Source organism: Acidovorax sp. GW460-11-11-14-LB4, from assembly GCF_059423685.1.
Genome location: NZ_JBWKYJ010000009.1, coordinates 30,622 through 56,685 on the forward strand (window position 1 = coordinate 30,622; position 26,064 = coordinate 56,685).

Annotated in this window: 19 protein-coding genes; 1 reads left to right on the forward strand and 18 read right to left on the reverse strand. The window is 60.4% G+C overall.

Annotation, left to right across the window (positions count from 1 at the left end; genetic code table 11):
- Positions 1–18 precede the first annotated feature (18 nt).
- The 18 genes from tssH to AC07X4_RS06100 form a co-directional block, all read right to left on the reverse strand.
- A complete protein-coding gene (gene tssH, locus AC07X4_RS06015; RefSeq protein WP_494739535.1) occupies positions 19–2,727 on the reverse strand; it encodes a type VI secretion system ATPase TssH in 2,709 nt (902 codons plus the stop codon).
- A gap of 55 nt (positions 2,728–2,782) precedes the next feature.
- Complete coding sequence (gene tssG / locus AC07X4_RS06020; protein ID WP_494739536.1) at positions 2,783–3,886, reverse strand: type VI secretion system baseplate subunit TssG; 1,104 nt, start codon at positions 3,884–3,886, stop codon at positions 2,783–2,785.
- Complete coding sequence (gene tssF, locus AC07X4_RS06025) at positions 3,883–5,757, reverse strand: type VI secretion system baseplate subunit TssF (protein ID WP_494739537.1); 1,875 nt, start codon at positions 5,755–5,757, stop codon at positions 3,883–3,885. Before tssF ends, tssG begins: the two co-directional genes overlap by 4 nt.
- A 16-nt stretch (positions 5,758–5,773) precedes the next feature.
- A complete protein-coding gene (gene tssE / locus AC07X4_RS06030; protein ID WP_494739538.1) occupies positions 5,774–6,298 on the reverse strand; it encodes a type VI secretion system baseplate subunit TssE in 525 nt (174 codons plus the stop codon).
- A 12-nt stretch (positions 6,299–6,310) separates the two neighbouring features.
- Positions 6,311–7,096, reverse strand: a complete 786-nt coding sequence (locus AC07X4_RS06035) for a type VI secretion system accessory protein TagJ (RefSeq protein WP_056059620.1) — start codon at positions 7,094–7,096, stop codon at positions 6,311–6,313.
- Between the two features lie 280 nt (positions 7,097–7,376).
- Positions 7,377–8,876 carry a type VI secretion system contractile sheath large subunit gene (gene tssC / locus AC07X4_RS06040; protein ID WP_494739539.1) on the reverse strand — a complete coding sequence of 500 codons (1,500 nt, stop codon included), beginning with the start codon at positions 8,874–8,876 and terminating at the stop codon, positions 7,377–7,379.
- Between the two features lie 26 nt (positions 8,877–8,902).
- The gene (gene tssB / locus AC07X4_RS06045) at positions 8,903–9,451 is read right to left on the reverse strand and encodes a type VI secretion system contractile sheath small subunit (protein ID WP_056059615.1); all 549 of its coding nucleotides are present in this window, start codon (positions 9,449–9,451) and stop codon (positions 8,903–8,905) included.
- Between the two features lie 306 nt (positions 9,452–9,757).
- Complete coding sequence (gene tssA, locus AC07X4_RS06050) at positions 9,758–10,756, reverse strand: type VI secretion system protein TssA (protein ID WP_494739540.1); 999 nt, start codon at positions 10,754–10,756, stop codon at positions 9,758–9,760.
- Between the two features lie 36 nt (positions 10,757–10,792).
- The gene (gene tagF, locus AC07X4_RS06055) at positions 10,793–11,533 is read right to left on the reverse strand and encodes a type VI secretion system-associated protein TagF (RefSeq protein WP_494739541.1); all 741 of its coding nucleotides are present in this window, start codon (positions 11,531–11,533) and stop codon (positions 10,793–10,795) included.
- On the reverse strand, positions 11,515–15,141 hold the full coding sequence (gene tssM / locus AC07X4_RS06060; RefSeq protein ID WP_494739542.1) for a type VI secretion system membrane subunit TssM: 3,627 nt from the start codon (positions 15,139–15,141) through the stop codon (positions 11,515–11,517). The genes tagF and tssM overlap by 19 nt, the downstream gene beginning before the upstream one ends.
- Before the next feature lie 14 nt (positions 15,142–15,155).
- Positions 15,156–16,499, reverse strand: a complete 1,344-nt coding sequence (locus AC07X4_RS06065; protein ID WP_199227674.1) for a DotU family type VI secretion system protein — start codon at positions 16,497–16,499, stop codon at positions 15,156–15,158.
- A gap of 9 nt (positions 16,500–16,508) precedes the next feature.
- On the reverse strand, positions 16,509–17,843 hold the full coding sequence (gene tssK / locus AC07X4_RS06070; RefSeq protein ID WP_260666151.1) for a type VI secretion system baseplate subunit TssK: 1,335 nt from the start codon (positions 17,841–17,843) through the stop codon (positions 16,509–16,511).
- Between the two features lie 4 nt (positions 17,844–17,847).
- Entirely contained in the window at positions 17,848–18,426 is a 579-nt protein-coding gene (tssJ, locus tag AC07X4_RS06075; protein ID WP_233250246.1) for a type VI secretion system lipoprotein TssJ, read from the reverse strand.
- Between the two features lie 38 nt (positions 18,427–18,464).
- Complete coding sequence (locus AC07X4_RS06080; protein ID WP_494739543.1) at positions 18,465–19,253, reverse strand: PP2C family protein-serine/threonine phosphatase; 789 nt, start codon at positions 19,251–19,253, stop codon at positions 18,465–18,467.
- Positions 19,250–21,352, reverse strand: coding sequence for a type VI secretion system-associated FHA domain protein TagH (gene tagH, locus AC07X4_RS06085; protein ID WP_494739544.1), 2,103 nt, complete (start codon positions 21,350–21,352; stop codon positions 19,250–19,252). The genes AC07X4_RS06080 and tagH overlap by 4 nt, the downstream gene beginning before the upstream one ends.
- A gap of 33 nt (positions 21,353–21,385) precedes the next feature.
- On the reverse strand, positions 21,386–21,862 hold the full coding sequence (locus AC07X4_RS06090) for a TssQ family T6SS-associated lipoprotein (RefSeq protein ID WP_146191211.1): 477 nt from the start codon (positions 21,860–21,862) through the stop codon (positions 21,386–21,388).
- A 4-nt stretch (positions 21,863–21,866) separates the two neighbouring features.
- On the reverse strand, positions 21,867–22,619 hold the full coding sequence (locus AC07X4_RS06095; RefSeq protein WP_494739545.1) for a PEGA domain-containing protein: 753 nt from the start codon (positions 22,617–22,619) through the stop codon (positions 21,867–21,869).
- Between the two features lie 100 nt (positions 22,620–22,719).
- The gene (locus tag AC07X4_RS06100; RefSeq protein ID WP_494739546.1) at positions 22,720–24,693 is read right to left on the reverse strand and encodes a serine/threonine-protein kinase; all 1,974 of its coding nucleotides are present in this window, start codon (positions 24,691–24,693) and stop codon (positions 22,720–22,722) included.
- Positions 24,694–25,462: 769 nt separating this feature from the next.
- Between AC07X4_RS06100 and AC07X4_RS06105 the strand changes: the two genes are divergently transcribed.
- Positions 25,463–25,945 (forward strand): Hcp family type VI secretion system effector, encoded by a 483-nt coding sequence (locus AC07X4_RS06105; protein WP_056059598.1) that lies wholly within the window; start codon positions 25,463–25,465, stop codon positions 25,943–25,945.
- Positions 25,946–26,064: the final 119 nt, after the last annotated feature.

Here is a 26,064-nt window from a genome sequence, read left to right on the forward strand (position 1 = left end):
AAGGGGGTGCTTGTGGACCTAGACGTAGCGAATCACAAAGTCGTTATCAGCGGCGCTCACGTTGATGCGGCTGATGATCTTTGTATCCACCGAAGCTTGCAGGAACTCTATGGCCATGCGTGGCAGGAAGTTCTGGGTCAGGATCGCGTCGATCATGCGGGCGCCAGACTCCACTTCGCTGCAGCGCTCTCTGATCAGCCGCACGGCGCTGTCGTCGAACTCGAACTGCGCACCATGGTTGACCTGGATGCGTGTCTGGATGCGGCGCATTTGCAGGCCAATGATCTGCTCAAGCATCGCTTCGGAAATCGGGTAGTACGGCACCACCGTGAGGCGACCGAGCAGCGCGGCCGGGAACTTGTCGAGCAGCGGCTGGCGGATTGCCTGGGCCAGTGCCTGCGGCGACGGAATGAGGTCGGGGTCGTTGCAAAGTCCTGCGATCAGCTCCGAGCCCACATTCGACGTCAGGATGATCACGGTGTTCTTGAAGTCGATATAGCGGCCCTCGCCGTCTTCCATCCAGCCCTTGTCGAACACTTGGAAGAACATCTCGTGCACGTCCGGGTGCGCCTTCTCGATCTCGTCGAGCAGTACCACGCTGTACGGTCTGCGGCGCACCGCTTCAGTCAGAACGCCACCTTCACCATACCCCACGTAGCCCGGTGGCGCGCCCTTGAGTGTGGAGACGGTGTGCGCTTCCTGGAACTCGCTCATGTTGATGGTGATGAGATTCTGTTCACCGCCGTACAGCGCCTCGGCCAGGGAAAGGGCGGTTTCGGTCTTTCCCACCCCTGAGGGGCCTGCCAGCAGGAACACTCCAATGGGTTTGCTGGGGTTGTCCAGCTGCGCGCGCGCTGTCTGTATGCGGCGCGTGATGGCCTCCAGCCCGTGGCGCTGGCCGATCACGCGCTTTTCTAGCGTATGTGTCAGCGTCAGCACCGACTTCACCTCATCGCGCACCATGCGGCCCACGGGAATGCCTGTCCATTCGGCCACGACGGCGGCCACAACGCCCGCATCCACCACCGGGTGCAACAGGGGATCGTCGCCCTGTAGGGCTCGCAGTTCCTTGCGCATAGCGTCCAGCTCCTCTGGCGAGACGGCTGGTGCGGCTGATGTCATCGCTTCAGCGGAGGCAGCAGCTGCATCGACGCTGGCAGCGTCCGGCGTGCGTGTAAGCCGTGCAGCCAGGAGTGTTGCTTCTGCCTGGACGATACGTTGCGCGAGGTCATTTTCGCGGGCCAGTCGTTCGGTAAGCGTGGCTTTCTCCACCCGCAAGCGCTCCAGCGCTGCGGCCAGCTCGGTCATGCGCCCTGGATCGGCGATGCCCAGGTCGGCCTCGCGCTGGACCACCTCCAGCTCCACCTGGAGCGCCTCCTGTTGGCGGATCACGGCCTCCAGGCGCGCTGGGGTTGCCGTCAGGGCCATGGCGACGCGAGAGCATGCGGTGTCCATCAGGCTCACGGCCTTGTCTGGCAACTGGCGTGCGGGAATGTAGCGGTGCGACAGGCTCACCGCTGCCACCACAGCCTCGTCAGCGATCCGAACCTTGTGATGCGCTTCCAGCTTGGCGGCCACGCCGCGCAGCATGTGCACGGCTTTGGGTTCGTCGGGCTCGTGGATGTGTACCAGCTGGAAGCGGCGTGTCAGCGCCGGGTCTTTCTCGATGTACTTCTTGTACTCTGCCCAGGTGGTGGCGCCAATCGTGCGCAGCACGCCACGGGCCAATGCTGGCTTGAGCAGGTTGGCAGCGTCGCCCGTGCCGGCCTGGCCGCCTGCGCCGATCAGGGTGTGCACTTCGTCGATGAACAGCACGATCGGGGTGGCGCTGGCCTGCACTTCGTCCAGCAGCGTGCGAAGCCGGTTCTCGAACTCGCCCTTCATGCTGGCGCCCGCCTGCAGCAGGCCGACGTCCATGGTGCGCAGCTGGACGCCGCGCAGCGGCGGTGGAACGTCGTCCGTGGCAATGCGCAACGCCAGGCCTTCCACCACGGCGGTCTTGCCGACACCGGCTTCTCCCACCAGGATGGGGTTGTTCTGCCGACGGCGCATGAGGATATCGATCATCTGGCGCACTTCTTCGTCGCGGCCTGTCACCGGATCGAGCTCACCTAGGCGCGCTCGCTCGGTCAGGTCAATGGTGTAGCGTTGCAAGGCGTCCTGCTTGCCCGTACCGAGCGGCGACGTCGCACTGCTGGCCTCGCCCGGAGCTCCCTGGAGACCCGAACCGTCGGCGGCCTGTAGTTGGGCTTCTGGCGACAACGGCAGCAGCTTGGGGAATGCGTCGCTCAGCGAAGGCTCTCCGAGCTTCTCGAACTCCTTGGAAATTGATCGCAGCTCATTGGCCAGCGTCCGAGTGCGCAGCATGCCGGAGAGCCAGTAGGCGCTGCGAATCTGCGACTCGTTGAACATTAGCGTGGCGTAGACCCAGCCTCGCTCGATGGATATCTCGATCTGGTCCGAGAAGTCGGAGATCGACGTGGCTCCCCGTGGTAGCCGGTCCAGACTACGCAGCATGTCGGCAGCAAGTTGCTCTGCATCGATCTCGAAGTGGCGACACAGCCTCATCAGGTCGGAGTCGTTCTCCTGCAGCAACTGGTGCAGCCAGTGGACCAGTTCGACATAGGGGTTGCCCCGCAGCTTGCAGAACACCGTAGCGCCCTCCAGCGATTTGAAAAGCAGCGGGTTGAGTTTTCCGAACAGGGCAAGGCGACTGATCTCTGACATGGTTATGGGGACGGGCGTAAAAAAAAATTCGGGGAAATGGAAAAGCGAAGCCGCGTCACGCGTCCGCAGGCATGGACGCGTGCGCTCTAACGGGTTGGCCACGGGTTTGCAGCCAGCTTTCCGGGTCCAGACGGAAGTCATCTGCGTCAGAGGTTGCAGGGCCATCGAGCATCCAACTGGTCCAGCCCAGGCGGGTTCCGCCGCCCAGTCGCGTGCCGGGGACTTCCTCACGCCGCAGCACGAGTTCGAAATCCCAGGCGTACTCGATACCCAGGTAGTTCCTCACCCAGTCCACGAGCGCCTTGAAATCTGAATGGCCTGGAAGAAAGCGCTCGTACTGCGCCAGTGTCATCGGGCCAATGCGCAGTCGGAACTTGCTTTGCGCATCGGGGACCCTGGAGCCCACCACCGTATCGACGCCCAACTGAGAGTTGCAGGGATGCCGCGAGAGACGGGTTTGTTGCGAGGGCTCAAGCTCGAGGTAGTGCAGACAGTATTCGTGCAGGGCGACGGGTACCCCAAAGTAGCTGGTGACGGCACGCTGCAGACCTTCTGGATTGCGGGTGATGCGCGTGAGGTGGCCAGCCATGTGGAGCTTGGCGTGGTCGTCCACCGCATCACGCTGCCGTGCTGATGGTTCACCGATACCAATGATGCTGGCCAGGTGGCGCCCGAACATCCCGTCACCGGGGCGGTCCAGAGACACCGTGGGCTGGGCATCGGCCCAGGCGCGGAAAAACAGCAGCAGCAGTCTATGATGGAAGATGTCGGAAAACCGGGCCAGCGTCGGGTCGTCGTATTGGCGCTGTCTCTCGCGGACGTACTCCGTCAAGTGGGTAGGCAGCGGTCCATTGGGACCATACAGGCCGAAGTTCCAAACCATCAACCGCTCCGGCTGGCCGGCAACGGCTGGCAGCACCTCTGCAATGGTGGCCGGTGCAAAGGCGAGAGAAGGGTCTTGGCCCAGGCGGATCGGCTCCGCTTGAGGGCGCGCAGCACGGCCCAAAGCCGGTAGATCCGGATGGCGGGCCTGCAGCCATCGCAACGCGAAGAACAGATCGAAGGCGTGTGGATCGCTGCGCAGTCGTTGCCACAGGTCGGCGCTGCCATCTTGCCGCTGCAACGGGTCTTCCCGGGTTGGAGGTGCTGCGCCGGTCATGTATTCGGCCTCTGGCCTGGGCGAGCGTCCCACTTGGCGAGTGGCCCTCGTTGCCGCGAGTGCAAAGACAGTTCTGTGAAGCTGTTGACACCCACATGGCGCGCGAAAAAGCGCTCAAGCACACAGGCCAGCGGCCAAGCGCTCACGCCAGCGAACGAAGATTCATCGACTGTGAGTGTGATCCCCACTCCCCGGCCGTATATCAGCTGGCGGTGTTGAGCAAGGCGTCTGGTGATGGGTTGAATACTGACTTCCTTCAGTCCGGCAACCTGGCCGGTGAGGGCATGGTTGCCCAAGGCGAGGTAGAGGTTCATCAGTTCGCGCAGCGTGGCTGCGCCTTCCTGCTCCGAGAGGTCGGTCATCGCCAGGTAGTTCAGCGACAGATGCGAGATCAATCTCCAGGTGATCTCGTTCTCTGCCACGCTGCCCATGGGTCGCGATGGTCCGGCGACGGTGCGTATGGCGCCGATGGGTGCCGAGTCGAGGGTGATGAAATCCCCCCCGGCTTGATTGATCGGCATCAGCAGAGGCAGATCGCGGTTTGTGCACAGGGTGCGTACCGAAAGCTGCTTGAGATCGTCTGAAAAAGGGGTTGCTCGTTGGTCCACCAGCGACAGGAAAACTTCGCTGCCCAGGTATTGGGTCCGGGGCCCGAAACGAACGGCGTGCTCCGAAAACAGCCGGGGCTCCCTCCGTACAGCGAAGTACGCTTGGTCGTCTGAGCGTATGCCGTGCACGGAGGCATACAAGGGAACGAACTCCCGGTCGTTCACCTGGCCCTCCTGGTGGCCGGTGACGCTGAGCACGTTGTACACCTCGAAGTCGCGTGGGCGGGTGCGTTCCATCACCACGTGGTACTCGTTGACACCGGCCGACACGTGGATGCGGTCCGCCATGCGCTCAAACAGGTTGATCGCGGGTGTGCAGTGCAACAGGAAATTTTGTCTATCCACCACCGGTTCGAGGTCTGGGGCTGCCTTGCGCAGCAGCAGCGTCATGGCCAGACGCCTCCCATGGATCACCTGTAGCGAACTCGCCAGACCTTGGATGGAGAAAAACCGGAAGCGCGGCGGAAAGGCGAAATACTCATGCAGCAGCCGGTGCCCCTGAAACGCCCGGTGCGAATAAGGCAGCAAGGACTGACTCTGTTCATACCCTTCGGCACGAAGGGCGTGGGCTGAGAGGTATCCGTGCACCCGGGTCGGGTCTTGTGCATCGTGCACCACGATGCCGAGGAGAGATTCGTGCAACAGCTCCTGCAGATGAGACGCCACAGCGTCAGATGCGTGGATGTATATATCCAGCCGATCCATCGGCAGTTGCGCGAAGTCGGTAGCCCCCTGGGTTTCGATTTCCAGGCGCAAATGCCCTGCCGGCTCATGCTGCAATCCGAAGCGGGATAGTGGGAGATCCAGAGGGGGCCCACCCAGAACTGCGCGGGACAGTGCAATGGGCCATAGAGTGACGTCGTGCCCAGTACGAAAATCGCACGGTACTTGGTCATCATGGGTCTTGCGTGAGCGCAGCATGCTGCCAGCGGGCAGGCAATAGCCGTCTGCCACGTTGCCCTCGGTATCGCTGGGAGACATCTGGACGACCACCATGGCGGGGGTGGGGGCCAGATAGTGGGGGCACACCATCTCGAGGATGCGTTGTGAAAGCCGTGGGAACTCGGCGTCCATCTTCATCTGCACCCGCGCGGTCAGGAAGCTGAACCCCTCCAGGAGACGTTCAACGTACGGGTCTGCCACATCCAGGTCTCGCAGCGCGAGCCGGCCGGCCACTTTTGGAAATGCGGCAGCAAACTCGGCCCCCAGCTCACGCAGGTAGGCCAGCTCTCGGTTGTAGTACTCCACCAGACGCGGATTCATCGGTGTGTTCTCAGGGTCAGCTTCTAAGGTCCGACAACACCACTTGACCGGTTTCCAGGTCCAGGCTCGTCTTGAGCAGCAGCTCCAGAGGGTAGGGCATGGACCAGAACTGGCATCGGATTTCGAATTGCAAAGTGTTGTGGTGGTTGAGTGAATCGAACGACGGGAGGAGAGTCACCGTCAGTGAGTCGGGCAGGACCCGGGGCTCAAACGCCAGGATCGCGCGGCTCACATTGGCTTCGACGTCTTTCCAGTCCAGATCGGAAAGCAGCTTGCCCGCCAGGGGATTCATCCCATAGTTCAGTGTGGATCCTTCAGCATGCGCAAGTCCGGAAAAGTCGATGTGTCCCGAGGCATTGCTTGCGTTGAGTAGCCAGCCAAGATCGCGCAGCAGCGCACCGCGCAGGCGCGACTCGGTGACATACACAGCATCGGCCTGTTCCGTCCGTTGGGTGGGCTCATGGTCGGTCAGGCGATCCAGCAGAGCCGGCTGCAGGCGATCCTTTTCGGTTCCAAAACCGCTCAGTCTTCTGGTCTGCATGACAGGAATACGTCAATCCAGGAAGGAGATAGTGCGCACATCGAGCAATGCGTGGTCTCCCTGGTCAGAGACCCACATTCGTTGCCCCCGGCCTGCCACATGCTCGTCCCCGATCTCTGCCCATTCCGTGCGTCGTGCCAGCCTCAGGCCGTCGTCATCGTGAGCCTGCAGCGGATAGCGCGTGGGTACCAGGCCTTTTAGCGTGCTGTCGTTGACCAGCACCAGCTCTGCGGGTTGCCACACAAGGTCTCGAAGGTCTGCGGGTTTTTCCATGGCGATGCTATGCACCGCTGAGAAGGGAACCCAGTAGTAGCAGCCGTTGGTGTGAAACTCCAGCACTGGCCCCAGCCTCGAGTCGGAATCGCTCAGCCATTCGAACGGTTCGCCATTGAGCTTTCCGGAGCGAGCCGGTGCCATGTCCAAGGCAAGGGATCGCAATTGCAGCGCAGCATTGGGAGTCCCTTCTGACTCTGCTTTGAGGGCGTCCACCATGTAACTCAGCCATGCAGGCGGTTCCCCCAGGATGTAAGGCGTGCGACGCCCCTCAAACACCTCGGTGCGCAGCAATTCGCAGCGCATGGCTTCCCGATAGGCATGTGCCATCGGAATGGCCTTGGGATCCAGCTGCGCACATACCTGCAACTGCGCCAGCGCCTTGTCCCAGTCGCCAAGTACCGCTAGCAACTGGAAATAGAAAGTGCGCAGCGAGGCCTTGGAGGGCTCAGCCCGGATCGCGTCTTTGACGCGATGGAGTTGAAGGTCCAACGGGCTTTGGGAGTCAAAGAGAATGGCAGTCACGTTGAGAGTTGATGTTGATCATTTTGGGTGCCGGCGTGCTAAATCGCCTTGACGGATGATCGATTGCGATGTCGGTCATCCGACGAAGGTGGGGCATGCACTGCGGCCCTTCCGAGTAGCGGTGCGCTTGGACTCAAATTCGTGAAAAGTACCTGCCTGCCTGCAAACGACGGCAGGTCAATCAGCGGAAGTTGGGTGAGGCGCCAGGTCGCGAAAACAGCGATGAAGTCACGCTAGCTTTTGTTAGCGTGTGCCTTCTTCCTGGCAGGACCGCTGCCGGTCAGTTGCCTGCTTCTTTGACAGAAGGCAGTTTGGACACAAGTCGCAGCGATACCGTCAGCCCTTCGAGCTGGTAGTGAGGGCGTAGGAAGAACTTGGAGGTGTAGTACCCCGGATTGCCTTCCACTTCATTCACCTCAACCTCAGCTGCGGCCAGTGGCTTTCGTGCCTTGGTCTCCTGGGAAGAGTTGGAAGGATCCCCATCGACGTAGTTCATGATCCAGTCGTTGAGCCAGCGCTCCATGTCGCTGCGCTCCTTGAACGAGCCGATCTTGTCGCGCACGATGCACTTGAGGTAGTGCGCGAAGCGGCAGCACGCGAACATGTAAGGCAGCCGTGCCGAGAGGTTGGCGTTCGCCGTGGCGTCGGCGTCGTAGTATTCGGCGGGTTTGTTCAGCGACTGCGCACCAATGAAGGCTGCAACGTCCGAGTTCTTGCGGTGTACCAACGGCATGAAGCCGTTCTTGGCAAGCTCCGCCTCCCGGCGGTCGCTGATTGCGATTTCGGTGGGGCACTTCATGTCCACGCCACCATCGTCTGTGGGAAATGTGTGTGCGGGCAGGTTCTCCACTGCGCCGCCGGATTCCACGCCGCGGATGGATGTACACCAGCCGTAGTATTTGAAAGAGCGGTTGATGTTTACCGCCATGGCATACGCCGAATTCGCCCAGCAGTACTTGCTGTGGTTGCCGCTGGAAGTTTCTTCTTCAAAGTCGAACTCGTCCACCGGATTGGTCTTGGCGCCGTAGGGAAGGCGGGCCAGGAAGCGTGGCATGGCGAGGCCGATGTACTTGGAGTCATCGGACTCGCGCAGGCTGCGCCAAGCGGCGTACTCGGTGTTGGTGAATATCTTGGTCAGGTCGCGAGGGTTGGCCAGTTCCTGCCATGAGTCCATCTGCATCAGCGCGGGAGATGCGCCGGAGATAAAGGGGCAGTGGGCTGCTGCCGCCACCTTGGCCATTTCCCCCAGCAGTTCGACATCCGGTGGGCTGTGGTCGAAGTGGTAGTCGCCCACCAGACATCCAAAGGGCTCTCCGCCGAACTGGCCGTACTCCTCCTCGTAAACCTTCTTGAAGATGGGGCTCTGATCCCAGCCCACGCCCTTGTAGCGTCGCATGTTGCGATGAAGCTCCTTTTTGGAGATGTTCATCACGCGGATCTTGAGCATCTCGTCCACCTCGGTGTTGGTCACCAGATGCTGTAAGCCGCGCCAGGCGCCTTCAAGCTTCTGGAACTCCGCATGGTGAATCACGAGGTTGACTTGTTCGGACAACTTTCGGTCGATCTCTGCAATGATGGCTTGCACGGTCTGGTACGCATCGTTGGAGATGGTGGCTACCGATGCGAGCGCCTGCTGTGCAAGCGTCTGTACGGCAGCTTCTACTGCGTCGCGTGCTTGGTCGGTTTTGGGCTTGAATTCTTTGTTCAGCAAGGCCGCAAAGTCGTGGCCTTCTAGCGACTGGGCGGTGGTTGATTCTGTGGTGGCTACTACTGCACTCATGGGTGATCTCCGTTGGCAGGGATGTCTCAGGCGGCGTCGTTTTGAGCTGGCGTCTCAGCGGCTTCTGCGGCGGGCTTGGCACTCGCAGCCAGTGACTTGAGCAGTGCAGGGTCCTGGAGTACCTTGCGGATCAGCTCTTCTGCTCCCTGCTTACCGTCCATGTACGAAAGCAGGTTATGGAGTTGGGTGCGAGCCTCCAGCAGTGTGTTGAGTGGGCCGATGTTGCGGGCCACCGCGGCAGGCGAGAAGTCATCCATGCTTTCAAACGTCAGATCCACGCTCAAATAGCCTTCACCAGTGAGTGTGTTGGGCACCAGGAAGGAAGCGCGAGGCTTGATGGATTTCATGCGGGCATCGAAGTTGTCGATGTCGATGTCCAGGAATTTGCGATCGGCGATTTCCGGTAAGTTTTCAAGCGGCTTTCCGGACAGGTCGGCCATCACGCCCATGACAAAGGGAATGTGCACCTTTTTCTCCGACCCATAGATTTCCACGTCGTACTCAATTTGCACGCGTGGCGCCCGGTTTCGTGCGATGAACTTCTGCCCGCTTTTTCCCACTTTGGTGATTGACATGTTTACCTCTCTCTCAAGTTGTCTGGTTCGATCAACCTTTGGCCGAGACCTCGTGGTTGCCGGTTCAAATGCTTACAAAGTTGTGTGAATTCGCTACGGTTTGTCGTGGCTGAAACGAGTCGTTCCTGGACGGTCTTTTTGCCGCACACAGCCCTTGGGGTGACCATGACGCGCATGCTTCGAAGAATCTCCACTGGGAGGTGGGAAAGTCCACAATTTCGTGGAGCCTGTATGCGTTGAACGGGGCTACTGTTTCTGTATTTCAGTATCCGATCTGCCTGCGTAGCGACTGTTACAGTTCGTAGTTCAAGAGGTCTGTTCAGGCTGGACTCCTGTGATTAACTCGATCTGCTGAAGGCTTTGTGGTGCGAGCTCGCGAAGGAGGTCGATGAAGCTCATGCCCATCAGTTTTGCGGATCGGCGAATCAGGAGCGAGGCGGGGTTGGTGGGCTCGGTGGATTCGAGGAACTCGGCGATCTTGACCAACTGTCTGATCGCATCCTCCCGGGTCTTGATCTCCTGGCCGACGGCTGGCGCGGCGGTGAGAACTACATCTGGTCCGTCGCCTGGTCCTTTGGAAACGGCAGCGGCTTGTTCTGACTTGGGCAGAAGGCTGTGGAGCAGCGCTACCAATGATTGAATGTTGCCCATGTCGGGCCGCTGGTGGTGGGGCAGCTTGTCGTCGCACAACCGCACTAGCTGTTCTAGCGCCTCTTTCGCTCGGGGGACCGCGACAAGCAGGGCGTGCCCTTGTTCCACGGCGTGAGCCATGCCCAGCCGCAGTTGGTCCATGGTGAGCTGTGCATTGGATTCCGCACGCTGTCCGCGCGCCAGCACTTCTGCGTCGCGTACTGTGAAGTGACCAAAATTGGAGGCGAGGAACTCCGTTTGCCTCAACTCGCGCAGCAGCCCGGTCACGTCGTTGAGCATGGCAACGGCGTTCATGCGCATGAAATAGTCGCCGTCTTCAGGCAGCGGGTGAATGTCGCCCCAGTACTTTGCCAGGAGGGCTCCCATTAACTCCAATCCGCGGGCTAGGCCGATGAGCCCTTCGGTATTTGTCCAGGATCTGCACAGCAGTCCGGCGATTCGCATGTCCTTGCTCTGCACTAGCAGTTGCAAGGCGTTGCTTTCCACAGATTGCCAGTCGGGATCTTCGGCGGGAATGATGGTGTCGCCGTACTGCTGCTCGACCTTTCCGCGGGCCAATTGCTCCAACGCCAGAAATTCCGCCGCATAGGTCATCTCGGGGCCGCACGGAGGCGCGGAGGGAGCTTCGTTCAGGAGTTCGTCGAGGTTTGTCATGGTGAAGGGGCCTTGATCCAGGGAAGGCGGGTTCCGTCAATGTTTGGAGAACAATTGAGCGAAGAGCCAGCGGTCGGCCTTGCCGTGATGCACCAGTTCCTGGGATTCCAGGCGATGGGTGGGAGATATCCACCACAGGCTTTGCTCGCCAAAGAGAGCCGTGTGCGCTCTCCATTCGCCTGCAGGCAGCGTGATGTTTTCAGCGAGATCGCTTGCTGTTGCTTGGTGAGCTTGCGAAGCCTCGTGGAGGTCCGACAGGATGTCTTGGATGAGAGATGGCTCGCGCTCGCTGGGCAGTGTGGTGCCGAAGGGGTTGGGCAACAGGCTGACACGTCGATCCAAGTCATCCACAGAAAGCGCGCGGCGTCGTGCCTCCACAATGGCAGAGCGCGCTCCCGCGAGGAATGCCTTGACCTGCAGGTCGTCTGCAAATGGGCAACCCGCATGCGGCGCCGTTGCCATCACGGTGAGTGGGTAATAGCGCCCGACACGGTCCACGCTGGGCGCGAGTGCGCCAATTACCGGTGAGCCCTGTGTGCTCAAAGAGGCAATGAAGAACCACAACGGGGCGCTCACGAAGGTATCCGACCAGCCTGCGCCGTCTGCCCGGCGCAGTTGTTCCATCCCCTCTCGCATCCACGCATCCCACTCGCTACTGAGGGCATGCGGCATACGCCTGCCCACGAAGTCACCCAGGCTTGGCAATTTGCCGTACCAGGCGACAGAAGAAGGCGCCAGCATGCTGCGGAGGTCGTTGCTCAAAGGTTGCTTGGGCATTCGAACTCTTCCATCGCCTTGAGGCGGAATGGATTGAACACACTGCTGGTAGTGACTTCAAACCGTACCCGGCGCCCATCTACGTTGAAGATCGCGGAGAACTTCTCCGGCGCATTGCCCGGAAGGAGCTGTGCGCGGTCAAATAGCCGATGTAGCGCCCATGGACCTTCCGTGACCAATCCCGAGTTTTCACCGTTGGTGCTCGTGATCTGCAGCCTTACCTGGCCTGTGCCCCGCGTGCCTGGCCAATTCATGGATTTAGGGATCTGCGGCCCGTGCTGGTAGCGAAGCACGTCTCCATCCACGTCCAAGACCATCTGCGAGATGGCCGCGTCCATCTCGATGGGCTTGATGTCCAGACGGATACCGGGTGCCTTGCCTCCAGCCCGAAAGTAGACATCGCGGATGGTGGCCGCTTTCTGGAAGGATGCCAGCGACGCAGATCCTCCGACCGGCGTTCCGTCCACACCCTGCTTGAAGGTCCAGGTGGAAGCGGATATGTCGACCATGGGCTGTAGCGTGCTGCGGAAAAAATCGTCCATGACGCCACCCATGGCGAACAGTTTGGCGAAATCATCAGCGGTGACGTCGCGTCCTGCGCTGCGTGTGAAGGGGTATCTGCCCAGCACGGCGCGGCGGCAGAAGTCCCCGATGGTCGCGTTCAGATTACCGCCAATGGTGCTGCGTACGTCCCGTCCGACCAGGGTGGATGTCGCTTCAGCCAGATCGGTGTACATCAGGTTGAGAGGCGGAGGGAGGCGCTTGGCTTCTGCACGCACCCTTTCAAGGGTCGACGACAGCGTCGGCGGGATGGTGCCACCCGATTTCACCTGCTGTCGCGCCGATGCGATCACGGCAGATGCCTCGTTGAGTACCTGCAGGCTCTGTGTCAGTGGCGAAGGGCCCGACCCGTTGCTGGTCGCGAGCCGGCGGTATTCGCGGAAGCGGAAGTCCACGATGTCGGCTTCGAGCGTTCCACTGGGCGTAAGGCCTCCCACGTTGACCTGCTTACCGGTCAGCCTGCTCAGCTGCCGCTGTTCCTCGCGAATGCGGTTCAGCTTATCTCCCAGCCAGCTGCTGGTGCTGGCGCCGCTGCTATCGGCATCTGCATCGGGGCGACGTGCAAGCGTCGTCTCCTTGGCGACGGCGCGGATGAACTGTTCCAGGCTCGAATTGGCAGATGAATACAGGCGAGCCTGCTCCCCTGCCTGGTCCAGTGATCCGATGCGGGTGGGGCGTACGTCGGCCAGATAGTCCTCCCATAGCTTGGCGTACTCCATCAGGTACAGGCGTTTCACCTCGTTGGCGACCTGACCGGTCAATACCTCCTGAGCGGTGCTGCGCTTGCCGTCCGCCTGCCCCAGCACCCAGCCTTCTTCCTTGGACAGCAGTGTTGTGACCTTGGGCAGCTCGTGCAGGAACACACCGTGGTATCCGTCATAGGTGAACAGTCCGGATATTCCCTGCGTCAGAGGCCGGCCGCTGCGGCGGCTGAACACCTGGGGTGCTTCGGGGCCGCTGGCCCGCACGACGCTGAAGTCTGCTGGGAGGCTATTGCCCGTGATCAGCAGTTGCTTCAAGCGGCTATATGCCCGCTGCGCTGGGGACATCTGTGCCAGGCGTTGGCGTACCTCCGCCACCAGTGCGGTGTCGACCGGGGTTGACGATATCACCACGCGTTCGTCCATGAGCCGGTCCAGATGGTGAGATAGGCGATCGCCCACGCCCGCCTGCAGCAGTTGCGGCGTCAGGCTGGCGTCCCATTCGTGCCGGATCCATGCCTTCACCGTTCGGGCGTCGAAGCGATCGGCGTCATGGATCACCAGATATGCCTTCAGCGCTTCGTAGCTGGCCTCGGGGTTGCTTGTCGAGGTTTGCTGCAACGAGCGGCGCAACTGCCGCACGATACCGGGCAGCCAGGCATCTTCCAGAAGGCGCAGGTAGGTGGTGTCTGCTGCTGTCTCTACTTTCGGGACCTGCAGCAGGCCCCAACGCCAACTCAGCGGTGGAGAGCCTGTGTAGCGCTCACTGACGGCGAGGGATTCCGCATGGTCCAGCATCGGCAATAGCGCCACCAGATTTTCCGGGTCGCCCGTTTTGGCCTCTTCGACCGCTTGTCGCAAGGTGCCCACACTGGTCTTTACTTCCTCCAGATACCCCAGGTTGTTCTGGTGACTGATGCCCCAGGCCAGCGCAGCACCACTCAGTGCCAGAGCCAAGCCGATGAGACCGCCAGCCTGCAGCAGTCGGAGCTGCCGCTCTTTCTTGGCGTTGCGGCCTGTCAACCCCGCTTCGTTGAACATCACCCCCTTGAAGAGGGTTTCGATGAAAAAACTCTTGCCTTGCTGCCCTGCTCCAGGCTTCAGCGGGGTGGCGATGGCGAACCGCCGCTTGAGTGCCGACAGAACACGGTCAAAGGGCATGCCCTCTTGCGTACCGCTGGTGAAATACACGCCACGGAACAGGGGCTTCTCTTTGAAGCGCGAGGATGAAAAAGCCTCCTGCAACGTTTGGTGCACCAGTTCGCGCAGGCCCACAAACTGCTGGGGCAGCCCGTAGATCAGTCCACGCCGGGCAAGATCCGGTTCCGCCAGCAGGCGATGGGGCAACAGGCGATTGATTTGTGCCACCAGCGCGTCGAACTCTGCAGTGAACTGGGCCGTAGGGTCATCGTTGGACGGCACATTCTCTCGGTATTGCTGGGTGAAGCCCCACACCTGGGCGCGCTCGTCGCGCGTCATCTGGCCGAAAAACTCGTTGAAGCCCGCCAGCAGGTCGGCCTTTGTGATCAGTACGTACACCGGGAACTTGATTGCCAGTTCATCGCACAACTCCCCGAGCCGCGCACCGATGGTCTTGGCGAGGCGCGCGCGCTCTGCTTCGGTACTGCTCAAGAGCTCTTGTACGCTGAGCGTCACGATGACGCCATTGATGGGCTGCCGACCGCGAAAGCGCTTCAGAAGCTGTAGAAAGCCCGACCAGGCGGCTTTGTCTTGCACGACATCGCTGTCGTGCGTCGTGTACCGGCCGGCGGTATCCAGCAGCACGGCCTGGTCTGTGAACCACCAGTCGCAGTTGCGTGTGCCGCCCACGCCTCGGATTGAGCCCTTACCGAACTGTTCGGCCAGTGGAAAGTCGAGCCCCGAGTTGGCCAGTGCCGTGGTCTTGCCCGATCCTGGAGAGCCGATGATCAGGTACCAGGGCAGCTGGTACACGTAGCGCTTGGTGAAGCGGCCTAACAGGCCGCTTTCGTTAGTGCCAAAGCGAGTCTTGGAAAGAACCTCTACGGCCTCCTTGAAGCGCCCCTCCAGTTCAGTCACCTCCTCTTGACCAGGTGCAAGTTCTTGGGGGGTATCACGGCCAGCAGTGATCCGTGCGATCTGCCCCATGAGCTTGTCGTTCATGCGTTTGGCACGCCACCAGTGAAAGAGTAGCTTGATCACCCAGATGGTGAATAGCGCGGCGATGAGGGCCCAGCGGACGTTTTCTCTTTCCAGTGGCTGATACGGCTTGATGTAAACCAAAGGGCCGATGAACCAGATCACCAGACTCAGCAATACCAAACCGATGAAGGCCAGAGTAAAACGATTGAACAGCAACGCTGCCATATGTCTCAGCATGCTCATTTCTTGATGCTTTCAGTCCGCGGGGCATTACCGCTGAGCTGCAATTCCTTGTCACGTACCTGCGGTGCGACCAGCAGAACGATTTCTACGCGTCGGTTTCTCGCCTTGCCTTCGCTTGTGGTGTTGGGCGCCACAGGATCCGCTTCTCCGCGGCCTTCAGCCTGCACGCGCTGACTGTCCCGAACCGTGCTCAGCAGCATGTCAGAGACGGAACGAGCTCGGTCTTGGGAGAGGTGCCAGTTGGATGGGTACCTGGCCGTGCGAATGGGCGAGTTGTCGGTGTAGCCGTTCACGACCACCTTACCGGGCACTTCGTTCAAGGCGGTGGCAATGCGCTGAACCACCTGCACATAGCGAGGTTTGACCACGTTGGAGCCCAGTTCGAACAAGCCGTCGCCGCGCAGGATGATGGTGCTGCGGTCCGCCTGGTCAATGACCTCGACCAGACCTTCGCGGATTTCAGGTTCGAGGAATTGGCGCAGCCTGGGCTTGTCCACGCTCGCCATGGCCGCGATGGCTCTGGGGAATCGGATAGCGTTGATGGAGGTGAACAGCGCATCAGACTGCGCTGCGAGTCGGTAGCTGAACCAGAGGAAGAGGGCGAACGCGAGCAGCAGCGCGAGTGCTGTAGCTACCCACAGCGGCACCATGGTCCACGGAGGCGCCGCCTTGCGTTCCTCGCCTTTCCAGTGAAGCGATAGTGCGCCGCTGCGATCGCCACGTGTACTCTCGATCAGAGCCAACAGCCGCGCCTTGAGCGTTTCCAGCTGGCTTCGCCCGTTCTCGATCACGCGATAACGTCCTTCAAAACCGAGCATGAGACAGAAGTACATCAGCTCGATCAGGTCGATGTGTTGGTGGGGTGTCTGAACCAGCTTGGCCAGCAGCTGGAAGAACTTCTCGCCCCCCCAGGTTTCGTTGTGCAACGCAACCAGAAGGCTGAACTTGGGCCAAACGCCAGAGCCGCCCCAAGGCGTTTGCGCCGCAGCCTCGTCCACCACGGTGCACAGGCAGTACCTTGCCCCGATAACAGTCTCGATCGGAACGCCTGCGACGCCCGCGCTGCGCTCGAATTCGCGGATGTTCGCAAGTAGCAGGCGCTGGAAGCCTTCAGGGTCCGCGTTGGAGGCCATCGCCCGGATCTGCGGCACGAGATTTAGCAGTACGTTCGCGGATGCCACCAGTGGATTACCACCGCTGACCACATCGGGCAGGTTGGTGCGTGACATGTTCTGGGCGCCTGCTCCAGGTATGGATATTTCAGGCGTTCCGAGTGCGCCATGCTCGGTATGGTCACTGGCGCTGAACGCGAAAACGTTGTCCGTGATTGGGATCGACATGGGTTGTTCTTATCTGCGGATCGCCCAGAATTCCAACTCCAGCTCCGGGAACTCGCCCGAGACATGCATGGCTAGGCCCCCTGAGCTGTTGAGCTGGCGCCACAGGTCGTGTGTGGTGTCAACCTCAAAATAGGAGTACCCCGCGTGATAGGGGATTTCGCGTGGAGCCACGGACAGCGATCGCAGGGTGACGCCCGGCAGGTGGAGGTTGACGAGGTCCCGGATCTTCTCGACAGGCCCCAGCTTCGTCTGGGTGGGAAAGTGGGTGCGCAGGAATTCCACCGTGGTCTGGGCGTGTACTGCCAACACGAAATCGCAGGTGGTCAGCAGCTCGGTGGACGGGATGAGGGCTACACGAACGCCGTATTGCCGCTCCTGCAGCTCGATCTGGATAGCGTTTTGCTCAAGCACCGACGAAAGGCCGCGGCGCAGTTCCAGCATCAAGGGCGGAAAGCAGCTGCGCAGGTCGTCGTGGTCATAAGCCGGCAGTGGCGCGGGGCGTCGTTGCTCGCGGGTGAAGGTGGACAGCTCGCCCGCCATTTTCAGGAGGTCATCGAAGAGGCGCTCAGGGTGAATGCTGCGAATCCTTACCCAATGTTCTACCGCGGGCTCCCATCGGTTGATGAATTGCAGCATCAGGAAGTCACCCACCTCGCCGACACCGCCGCGCCCTGGCTGGATCAGCCGCTCCTCCAGCGCGACGCCCCGCTGGCGCAACAGGCCGTGAAGTTCTCGGCAAAACGCGAATAGTGCGGAGGTTTCAGAGTTGTTGACGACAGTCGGGATGAAGGTTTTGTCCAGCAACGCTGCTCCATCCGCCTTGCGTTCCACCACGTGGGTCACGGGCAGAGATACCCAACCGTCGGAAAGATCGTGTGATGTGCGCAGGCTGAACCGGGCGATACCCAACTGCACCTCCGCCGGCTGCGCGCCAACGTCGTTAATGTCTGCCACTTCCAGCACCTGCGCTTGGTAACGCGTCATGCCTGCGTCGTCGTCGGCAAGGGTTACTTCTGCGCCGCTACGCCGCCGCAGCGGGAGTGACAGATGGATCAGCGTGTCTTTGGTGTTCTTCCCCACATCAAACGGTGGTGGGGCATCGTCCACATCCGGGATCCTGAACGGCGTGCCGTCAGGTAGCACACCTTGCGCAGAGATCAGTGCAACCTTGCCGAGGGCCAGCATCTGGGTGTCCAGGGTCAGCTCTGAAAACCCCCAGTAGAAAGGCTGGGCGGAAAGACTGCGCCCTTGGATCAGAAAGTCCAGGTGTCGCTCTTGTTGTTGAAAGTGCTGAGGGCGCAGGAACATCCCTTCCGCCCACACCACCTTGCGTTGCCAAACCATGGTTCTACCTTGAAGTGATTTGATGTTGAACCCGTACGGCGTCGCGCGAGACCGTGACCAGGTAGTGAACGGGTTTGAGCCGCTGTGTTTCTCCAAGGCCCCACCAGCGGCGGCGCATTTCCACCGAGTTCGGGGCATCGACATGTGCACGCCAGGTGCTGCGCTCGAGGTCGCGATAGCTGGCGAAGAAACCGAAGGCACGCACGTCGGGGTTGCCTTTGCGTTCGATGACGCGGCGCTCACCCGGTGCAATCAGGATCTCTTCTCGCCGCACGAAGTCGCCGCCGAGCTGGCTTTCGTCCTTGTCCAACAGGTCGAAGAAGCTGGAGCGTTCGAAGGTGACGGGAGTGCGCAATTCGTAGATGCGCAGCAGTACGGGCTTGGGCATGCCGTCCACGTCAGGGTTCAGGCTGCGCTCGGCGATGATCTCGATGACGGCTGGCGGCACCCCGGTGGGCGCCTCGCTGGGGCGATTGAGTGTGTTCACCACGCCGCATCCGGACAGAGGCAGCGCTGCCATTGACAGCCAGTGGGTGGTCTTCAGGATCGTTCGCCTTGATACGGCTTTCTTGGTCATCTGCATGGCGGCATCCTCCCGTTCAGTGGGCAGTTCGATTCAGTTCAGTTGACTGTCTGGTTTGCGGATACCCACACGGCCAGCGCGCTGAGGTTGTCCTGATGGGGACGGTCTTTGGAGCGAACGGCTTCCGCCATGTCCTGTAGCCAGACGTGGGGCCGCTCTGCGGCCCGCAGCGCTTGTTCCATCGCGGACTCGTGTAGGTTTTCCCAAAGTCCGTCGGAGCACAGCAGAAAGGCGTCACCCTCTGTCAGCTCCACGGATTCAGGCAGCACGGTGGGCGGTACCTGCGACTCGGCACCCACTGCACCGGCCAGGACACTGCGATTGGGCAGCGACCTGGGATCGCCGTTGGCATACAAGCCAGCGTGCAAAAGCTGCTGCACAACGCTGTGGTCTTCGGTCATGCGGTGAACCCGGCCTTCCCGGAACCAGTAAAGGCGCGAGTCGCCCCAATGCGCCCACAGCGCGCGGCCGGTGACCGGATCTATGCACAGCAGGACCACGGTGGCGCTCATGTGCATCCGCGAAACGGAGGTGGGCTGTTCTTCAGATACTGTATGTTCGGCGCGAAAGATGAGCGATGCCAGGCTGGCTGGCGCAAACATAGGGTTCTCGCGGTAACCTCCGAGTACGGCGTCCACCGTCAGGCGCGCGGCCAGCGCACCGTTTCCATGGCCTCCAGCTCCATCCGCCAGGGTGCAGCAAAAGCCTCTCGATCCCAGATCTATCATGCCTAGGTAATCTTCGTTGGAGGCACGGCCGCCTTTGTCGGTGATGGCCGATACCGACAGCCGCAGGCGGTGCGACTCTCCTGCGATATGTGCGATCACGAATGCTCCTCGGCAGACTGTGCGGCGGCTTCGTATGCGTTCACAAAGGTTTTCCCGGAGAACGCCATGAGGTCGTCTTCTGCATGGCGACGCACCGAGTCATATTGCTGCTGGAAGTCGTCCCACAAGGCGGCTTTGCGATGCACTCTGGATATTTTGGTTAGCAGGCTAGACGCTACCGCAGCGTTCTTCTCTAGCTCTGCTGGGCTGAGGCTTGCCACGGCTTCTGAGTAGGCGGCTCGTATGCCGGCCATCAATGCGATCTGGTGTACCGCCAGGTCTTTGTACGCTTCCTTCATTGCGGGTACCGGCTTCATGAATCCCGGAAACGTCTGTCCAATGAGCTGCAGCATCACACCGTCTGCCGTCGGCAGGAACTTGAGGGGGTTGTTGGCCCCGGAGGCAATGATCGTGACGTCCGCTCGGAATTCACGTTTGATTTCCGAGCGCGCGGAGAGGAGGTCGATAGAGCCTTGTACCGCTACCCGCAGTGCTTCGCCGAAAGCGCGCATGAAATCCGGCGTGATGGTGACGTGTGCTTTGCCTTGCTCTATCCCCGCGCCTTGGAGAAAAGCAGCGGCGAGTGCATCCGATGAAGCTACCGTTGTCTGCACCGTTACGTGGGCGTCAGCGGCGGTCGGTGTCGGCGCAGGGGGTGACGCGGGCTGCGTGGCGTGCGTGGGGATCGCGTTCTCCCATAGGTGCGGCGGCTGGATATCAGCGATCTTCAGCAAGTCCTCCTCCCGCAGTGCCTGCGCAGCGTCTCCGCCGTCGAACAGAGCCAAGTCCAGCCCTTGCATGGCGTGAAGTCCTGCCTCTACAACAGACTCAATGGGCGGCGCAGCCACCGGAGTTGCCTCGGTGTTGAGGCGGTTGGTGGCGGGGAGCCCATGGGTGACCGCATCTGGCAGCGCTGTCGCATGGCGCCGTTGGGCATCGCGGGGCATGTTGAACAACTGGGCCAAATCCGAGCCGCGGGACATGCCATGGTCTTCTGGCTCCACATACATCGACTCCCCGGGCTCACGAAAGAGCTTCAGCGGGTTCAGTTCGATGGCTGGATCCAACTGCTTGGGCAGCCCGGTATGCGCAGCATTGTCCATTTCGCCCGCGAAATGCCCCGTTTTGGGCAAGGCCTGGAGCAGACCATCGTTCTTGAGTTGAACCACTTCAGCCAAGCTCTTGGCGGCAAGATTCCCGCTCCAGGGGTCACGCTGGAGGGCTTGCTCCCTGGGATCAACTGCGAATGGGTTGAAGTCGTCGGGAATGAGCATCGCTCGATGCGCTGTCGGCGGTGCCTGTGTGGGTCTGGCTGTAGCGGCAGAAATATCGAAAGGGTGGGGTGGGGCGTGTTCCGTCGGAATGTCTGCATGCAGCCCGTCCGTAACAGGGGCGGCAGAGGCCGATTGCGCCACTGTCAGTGCCGCGGCGGGCCCTGGCCCGGTCGCGGACCGTTCAGGGACGAGCGCTGCCGCAGAGCGGGCCTCGACCCGTCCAAGCATTGCGAAGGGGCTGGCCTCCGCATCGTGCTGCGATGGTGCTTCGGGCAGGGACGAGAGCAAGAGGCTTGACAGGTGTGCATCTCCTCCGACGATGTCTGGTATGTCTGCCCAGGGGTTGGGCAGGGAGGCGAGCCCGATCGCCGAGGTTGCGGCATTGGCGCTCGGTGTGGATGTACCCGGCTGTGTGTCACTGCCGGCTGCCGATGTGGCCTCCGAGATGCCTTCTGTGAACGCGCGGGAGACCTTCGCCTGGGTAGCCTGCGCATCCTGGTGTTGCCCTGGAATGACTGCGCGCAGTTGATATGGACCAATGCCTATGCTTGTGCCGGGTACAAGCGGTACCTCTTGCCCGGACAGCACCTCCAGCCCGTTTACGCGCACTGAGCGGCGTTCGCACAGATTGGCGATATAGGCTCGGTCGGAGTCAAGGCGGACCATGGCATGCACGCGCGCGACCATCGCGTCGTCATCAGGCAATACCAGCTTGTTTTGCCCTGCACGACCTACGGTCCCGCCTGCCATCCCAAAGATGGCGGACCAATAGCGGCAGACCGGGCTACCCGCTTCGTGTGTGACCACCAGTTCTATCTTGTCCATTGCGTATTTGCGCGTGCGTTGTCTGGAGGAGCGTCAAGATGTCTTGCGGGTGTTGCGCTTGGAACGCGCAGCATTGCGGGCATTGATGAATTCACGGCCCCAGACCGGGTGGCCCTTTTCTGCCTCGGTGAGTTGGAACGTGGGGTCCTGCTCGAGGGCGAGTTCGAACTGCTGTCGGCAGGGGCGCGGCCGCCCTGCGGCGCAGTGGCTGAAGGCCATGAACTTGCGGGCCTTGATTTGCAATGTCAGCGGTAGCTCGGGGGCGTCGGCAAGAGGTGTGAGCTTGACGATGGCTTCATCGAACTGCCCTTCTGCGTACGCGTTCAATGCTTCGGTCAGCTGTGCCTCTTTCTGCGCGCGCGGATCCACCGGTGCGACGGGCTCGGGAGCTGGTGGCGGTGGTGGCGGTGCTTCCACCTGTGGCTCGGGTGGCTTTGGCGCTGTTTCGCAAGCGGCCAGGAGAAGGCTGGCGCAGGCGACGATCAAGGCGCTCCAGTAACGGTTTCGCATGGATTTATCTCGCGTCAAAGTCATGGGTGATCGTGATCGGTTGATCTGGCTCGACCTTGAGCGTTTTGCGCACGGTATCGAAGCCGGGGTTGCTGAATTCAATGTTGTGTGAGCCTGGGGGGAGCTTGAGTTCTGTGAGCGGAGGAGTCACGCCCACTCGCTTTCCATTGAGAGTCACATGGGCCCACGGTGAAACGCGCAGCTGAATGTTGTTCTCGGAGCGGATGGGCCTCCGCGAACCCAGTGCCATTGGGGACGTCGGGTCGAACGATGGTGTGGGATAGCCTGCAACGGCCAACAGCGGCGTGATGGCTGTGATCACAGTGCTGTTGAGCGAAAAGGTAAGAGCGTTGCCATTCCCTGGGGAAGATCCTTGACTGTTGCTGAAACTTGCCAAGGACCGGCCGCACTTTGCGCCGCGCTGGCTGTATGCCTTCGTATAGGCATCCCGCCACGGCGTGTTCTGCAGCTCGTACGCTTCGAGCGTGAACGAAGGGCGCGCGTCGAAAGCTGCGTTGAATGCGGTGTCGCACCGGGCCCATTCCCGATTGGTGCAATAAATGAACGCAAGGTATTTATAGGCAGTAGATCGCTCGTGCCCATCTGTCAGACCTGCAAACAGTGAAGCCTGTAGTGCTTTTTCTGCCAGCTCCAGCTTTCGCGTCTCGTAGAGCGATATGCCCTGTCCCAGATATTGACGTCCAGCCGAAGAAACCGAGTTCCCCGCTTCAGGTGTGCTTGGTTCGTTGCAATCCACCGAGGCGATTGCAGTGCTGAGACCCAGGCACAGGCAACAGGCTCCCCATCGCAGTAAAGCGTTTATTGGCATATCGACAGCAGGCGCTCGCGGACGTGAATTATTCGAACTGGTGACTGATCACCACCGGCTCGCCTTTTTTGACCTGGACTGTCTTGGTGACTGGCGCTGCGGCCGGATTGCTCACGTCAATGCGATGCAAGCCTTCAGGAAGCTCGATGGAAGTCAGTGGTGGCGTGGTTCCCAAAGAGTTGCCGTTCACCGAGATCCGGCCCCATGGGCTTACGCGCAGAACAACACGCCCTACTTCTCCCGCTGTCTTTGGCGGAGTCTTGGCTGCTACTACCGAATCTGCAACGGCAGGATCTCCTTTGGGCGCAGGCGGTGGCGTCGTCGCTGCCACTGCCACGGCCTTTGGGGCCGTTGTTGCAGGCGGCTCTGACGCTGAGGGCGCAGAGGTCGCGGCAACGACAGGCTGGGTGGGTGCTGACGCTAAGGCAGGTGGCTGCGGACTGACAACCGGTTCTAGAAATTCCAGACGATTGATGAGGGCCATCGCTTCGCTGCGATGCTTGCCCTTCGGGTAGGCGCTCAGGTACGAGTCCAGCATGGCTACAGAGCCCGCAGCTTGTGCTTCTTTCCAATGTTGGTCTTCCAGATTCAGTGCTATCTCTTCTGCGGACTGGTGCGCGGCCACGTCGTGCTTGGTCAACCAAAGAACCAACGCAGTGGCTACGAACAGCGCGAGGGCCGCAATCGTCCATCGCAGCGTCAAAGCGCGTGTGCGCGTGTGTCGCAGATCGCTGCTGATCTCCGCATTTTGGCGTTCTCGAGCGTCCGGCTTCGCGGGCAGTTGGGGTGTTGCTGTGGCGTTGCTAGTTGATGCAGCAGACGATGTCTGCGGGGCAAACTTCAGTATGTCGATGTCGCTGGCGACGACTGTTGCTTGCGGAAGTGTCTGGTTCGCATGGGTGTCCATCGCGGTAACGGGCTCGCGCTGAGCGGGTTCTGCCGAATGGTTTAACGGCAATGATGCGTTGGCCTCGGTAATTACGCCAGTGGGTTTCAACGACTCATGCAGGCCCGTGTTGTCCGAGGCTGCGAGCGTTGGATGGGGGAGCGAAGAGGTAACCACCTGCGCACCTGGTAAGACATCGTGCCAGGGCGCATGCATGGGCATGGTGAACGTTGTGATGCCGAGCAGATCCTTGAGTGCAGCAATCGTCTGTGGTCGCTCCTGAGGTTTCACCGCCAATGCATGACCCACTCCACGCAGAAACTGGGATGAGTATCCTGGGTAGTCAGCGGGCGATAAAGCTGCCACCGGATCGTTGATCATTCTGGCGACCGATGTTGCTGGTGGCTTCCCGGTGATCGCTAGGTAGAGCATCGCGCCAATTTGGTAGATGTCGGTCCATGCTCCCTGTGGCATGGCGCCGTCATCTACGTACTGTTCAATGGGAGCGAAGCCTGGCTTCAACACCATCGTCAGGGCCTGCGTCATGTCACCGATGATTCGCCGAGCGGCCCCAAAATCGAGCAGCACAGGCATCCCTGAGTTTTGCAGGAATACGTTATCGGGAGCGATATCGCGGTGGTAGCAATCGGCTGCATGCAGCATCTCGACGACATCGAGGATGGGGCCTACGATCGCGGCCAGCATGCGTTGATTCATGCGTTCTTTTTGGGCATTCAAAAATGCTCGGAACGTCTGCCCTTCGTAATGGCGCATGACCATGTAGGCCGTGCCGTTCAGTTCGAAAAATCGGTACACATGTACCAGAGCTGGATGCGAGAACTTGGCCAGCAGTCGGGCTTCGTTGATGAAGCTTCGCAGCCCGGCATCGAATGCCCCACGATGCTGCGAACGGACGTGGATTTCGTTGGATGATTTACGCCCCGCCAACGTGGCGGGCATGTATTCCTTGATGGCAACAATCCTGTCAAGGCTCACATCGCGGGCGCGATACACAATGCCAAAACCACCTTCTCCAATGACGTCCAACAGCCGGTATTCACCGATATGGACGCCCGGCGCGAGGCAGTTTGCCGAACCTCCTGCGGTCTCAATCATCACGTGGCTCCCTGTGTATTCATCGCCTCATCGGCTTTTCCCAAGCGGTCAGTAGATCTTCAGTGCTACTGCAATCGGAGCTGACCCTGCCTGCTCTTGCAATGTGCTGACTTGTCTCGCTGTGTATGCCATTTACGTTGTCGCAGCTTGACCGCTGCAACTTGTCGGACTACTGCGCCCCTGAGGTATGGAAGACTGTTTCAACGCCCTCAATCGTTTTCGATGGACGGGGAAGGCTCTGGCATCTTTGTTTCTTCGCCAAGCCACTAGAGTCAATCATTGGCACAACCCTTCGCAGTCATGTTCGCCTCCTGAAGAGCACTCATCGCCAAGTTGCTTGTAGTGCGTTTGTGGCGGGCGAGTCTAACGTGGACAAATTGCAAAAAACGTCACAAAACCACGACTTCAGATGCCGCGAAACACACTGTTGCTAATGTTGCTGAGAGCCGCTGAATTGCTGTGACTTGATACCCCTCCGGGCGCTTGGCGTCCGTATCATCCGCCCGCCAACAAGCTTGCGAGGGAGGGGAATTCAAGCAAGCGAAGCTCCATATGCACAAACAAACACACGTTTCCAAGGTGAGCGTAGTGGTGGCGTATGGCACAGTATTTCCGCATGTCTCGCATGCCGGCTGTGAGCTTCGTACCTCTCCTTCAGTCGTGAATTCTGTGGGGGCGCAACGCTGCCTCTGCGGAAATTGAGAGCGTGCGTGTGCCGTTCAAGCAACGGCGCCTGCAACGCATTTTTGAACCAAGGAGAGGTACCCGAATGACAGTTGCGATTTTTATGAAGGTGGAAGGTGCGAGCGGTGAATCGAAAGACGCAGCGCACAAGGATTGGACGGATGTCGAGTCGTTTACCTGGGGTGTGACCCAGCCGCACTCTATGGCCTCTGGTGGTGGTGCCGGTGCCGGTAAGGCTGACTTTCAAAACCTGAATGTTGTCGCCAACATCGACAAGTGCTATCCCGCTGTGCTCAAGCATTGCGCCACGGGCAAGCATTTGGGTCAGGTGGAAATTTCGATGTGCAAGGCCGGTGGCACGCAGATTGAATTCGGCAAGATCACCCTGACGGACGTGATGGTTACCAACGTGACCGTCAGCGGTACAAGTTCTGGCGACACCGTGGTTGTGAACTACGCGTTCCAGGCTGCCAAGATCAAGACGGAGTACTCCGAACAGACCAACCAAGGTGGCAAGGGCGCTACCAGCCAGATGGGCTTCAGCATCAAGGAAAACAAGGAAGCCTGATTGCCTGGCCTTCGGTTGCGCTCACCCTGCGTGCGCAACCAGGAGTCGCGTCCGTGGGCGCGGCTCCTTTTTGTGTCCACCCTTTGTCGTTGACCGGCGACATTGCCTGGGCGGATTGC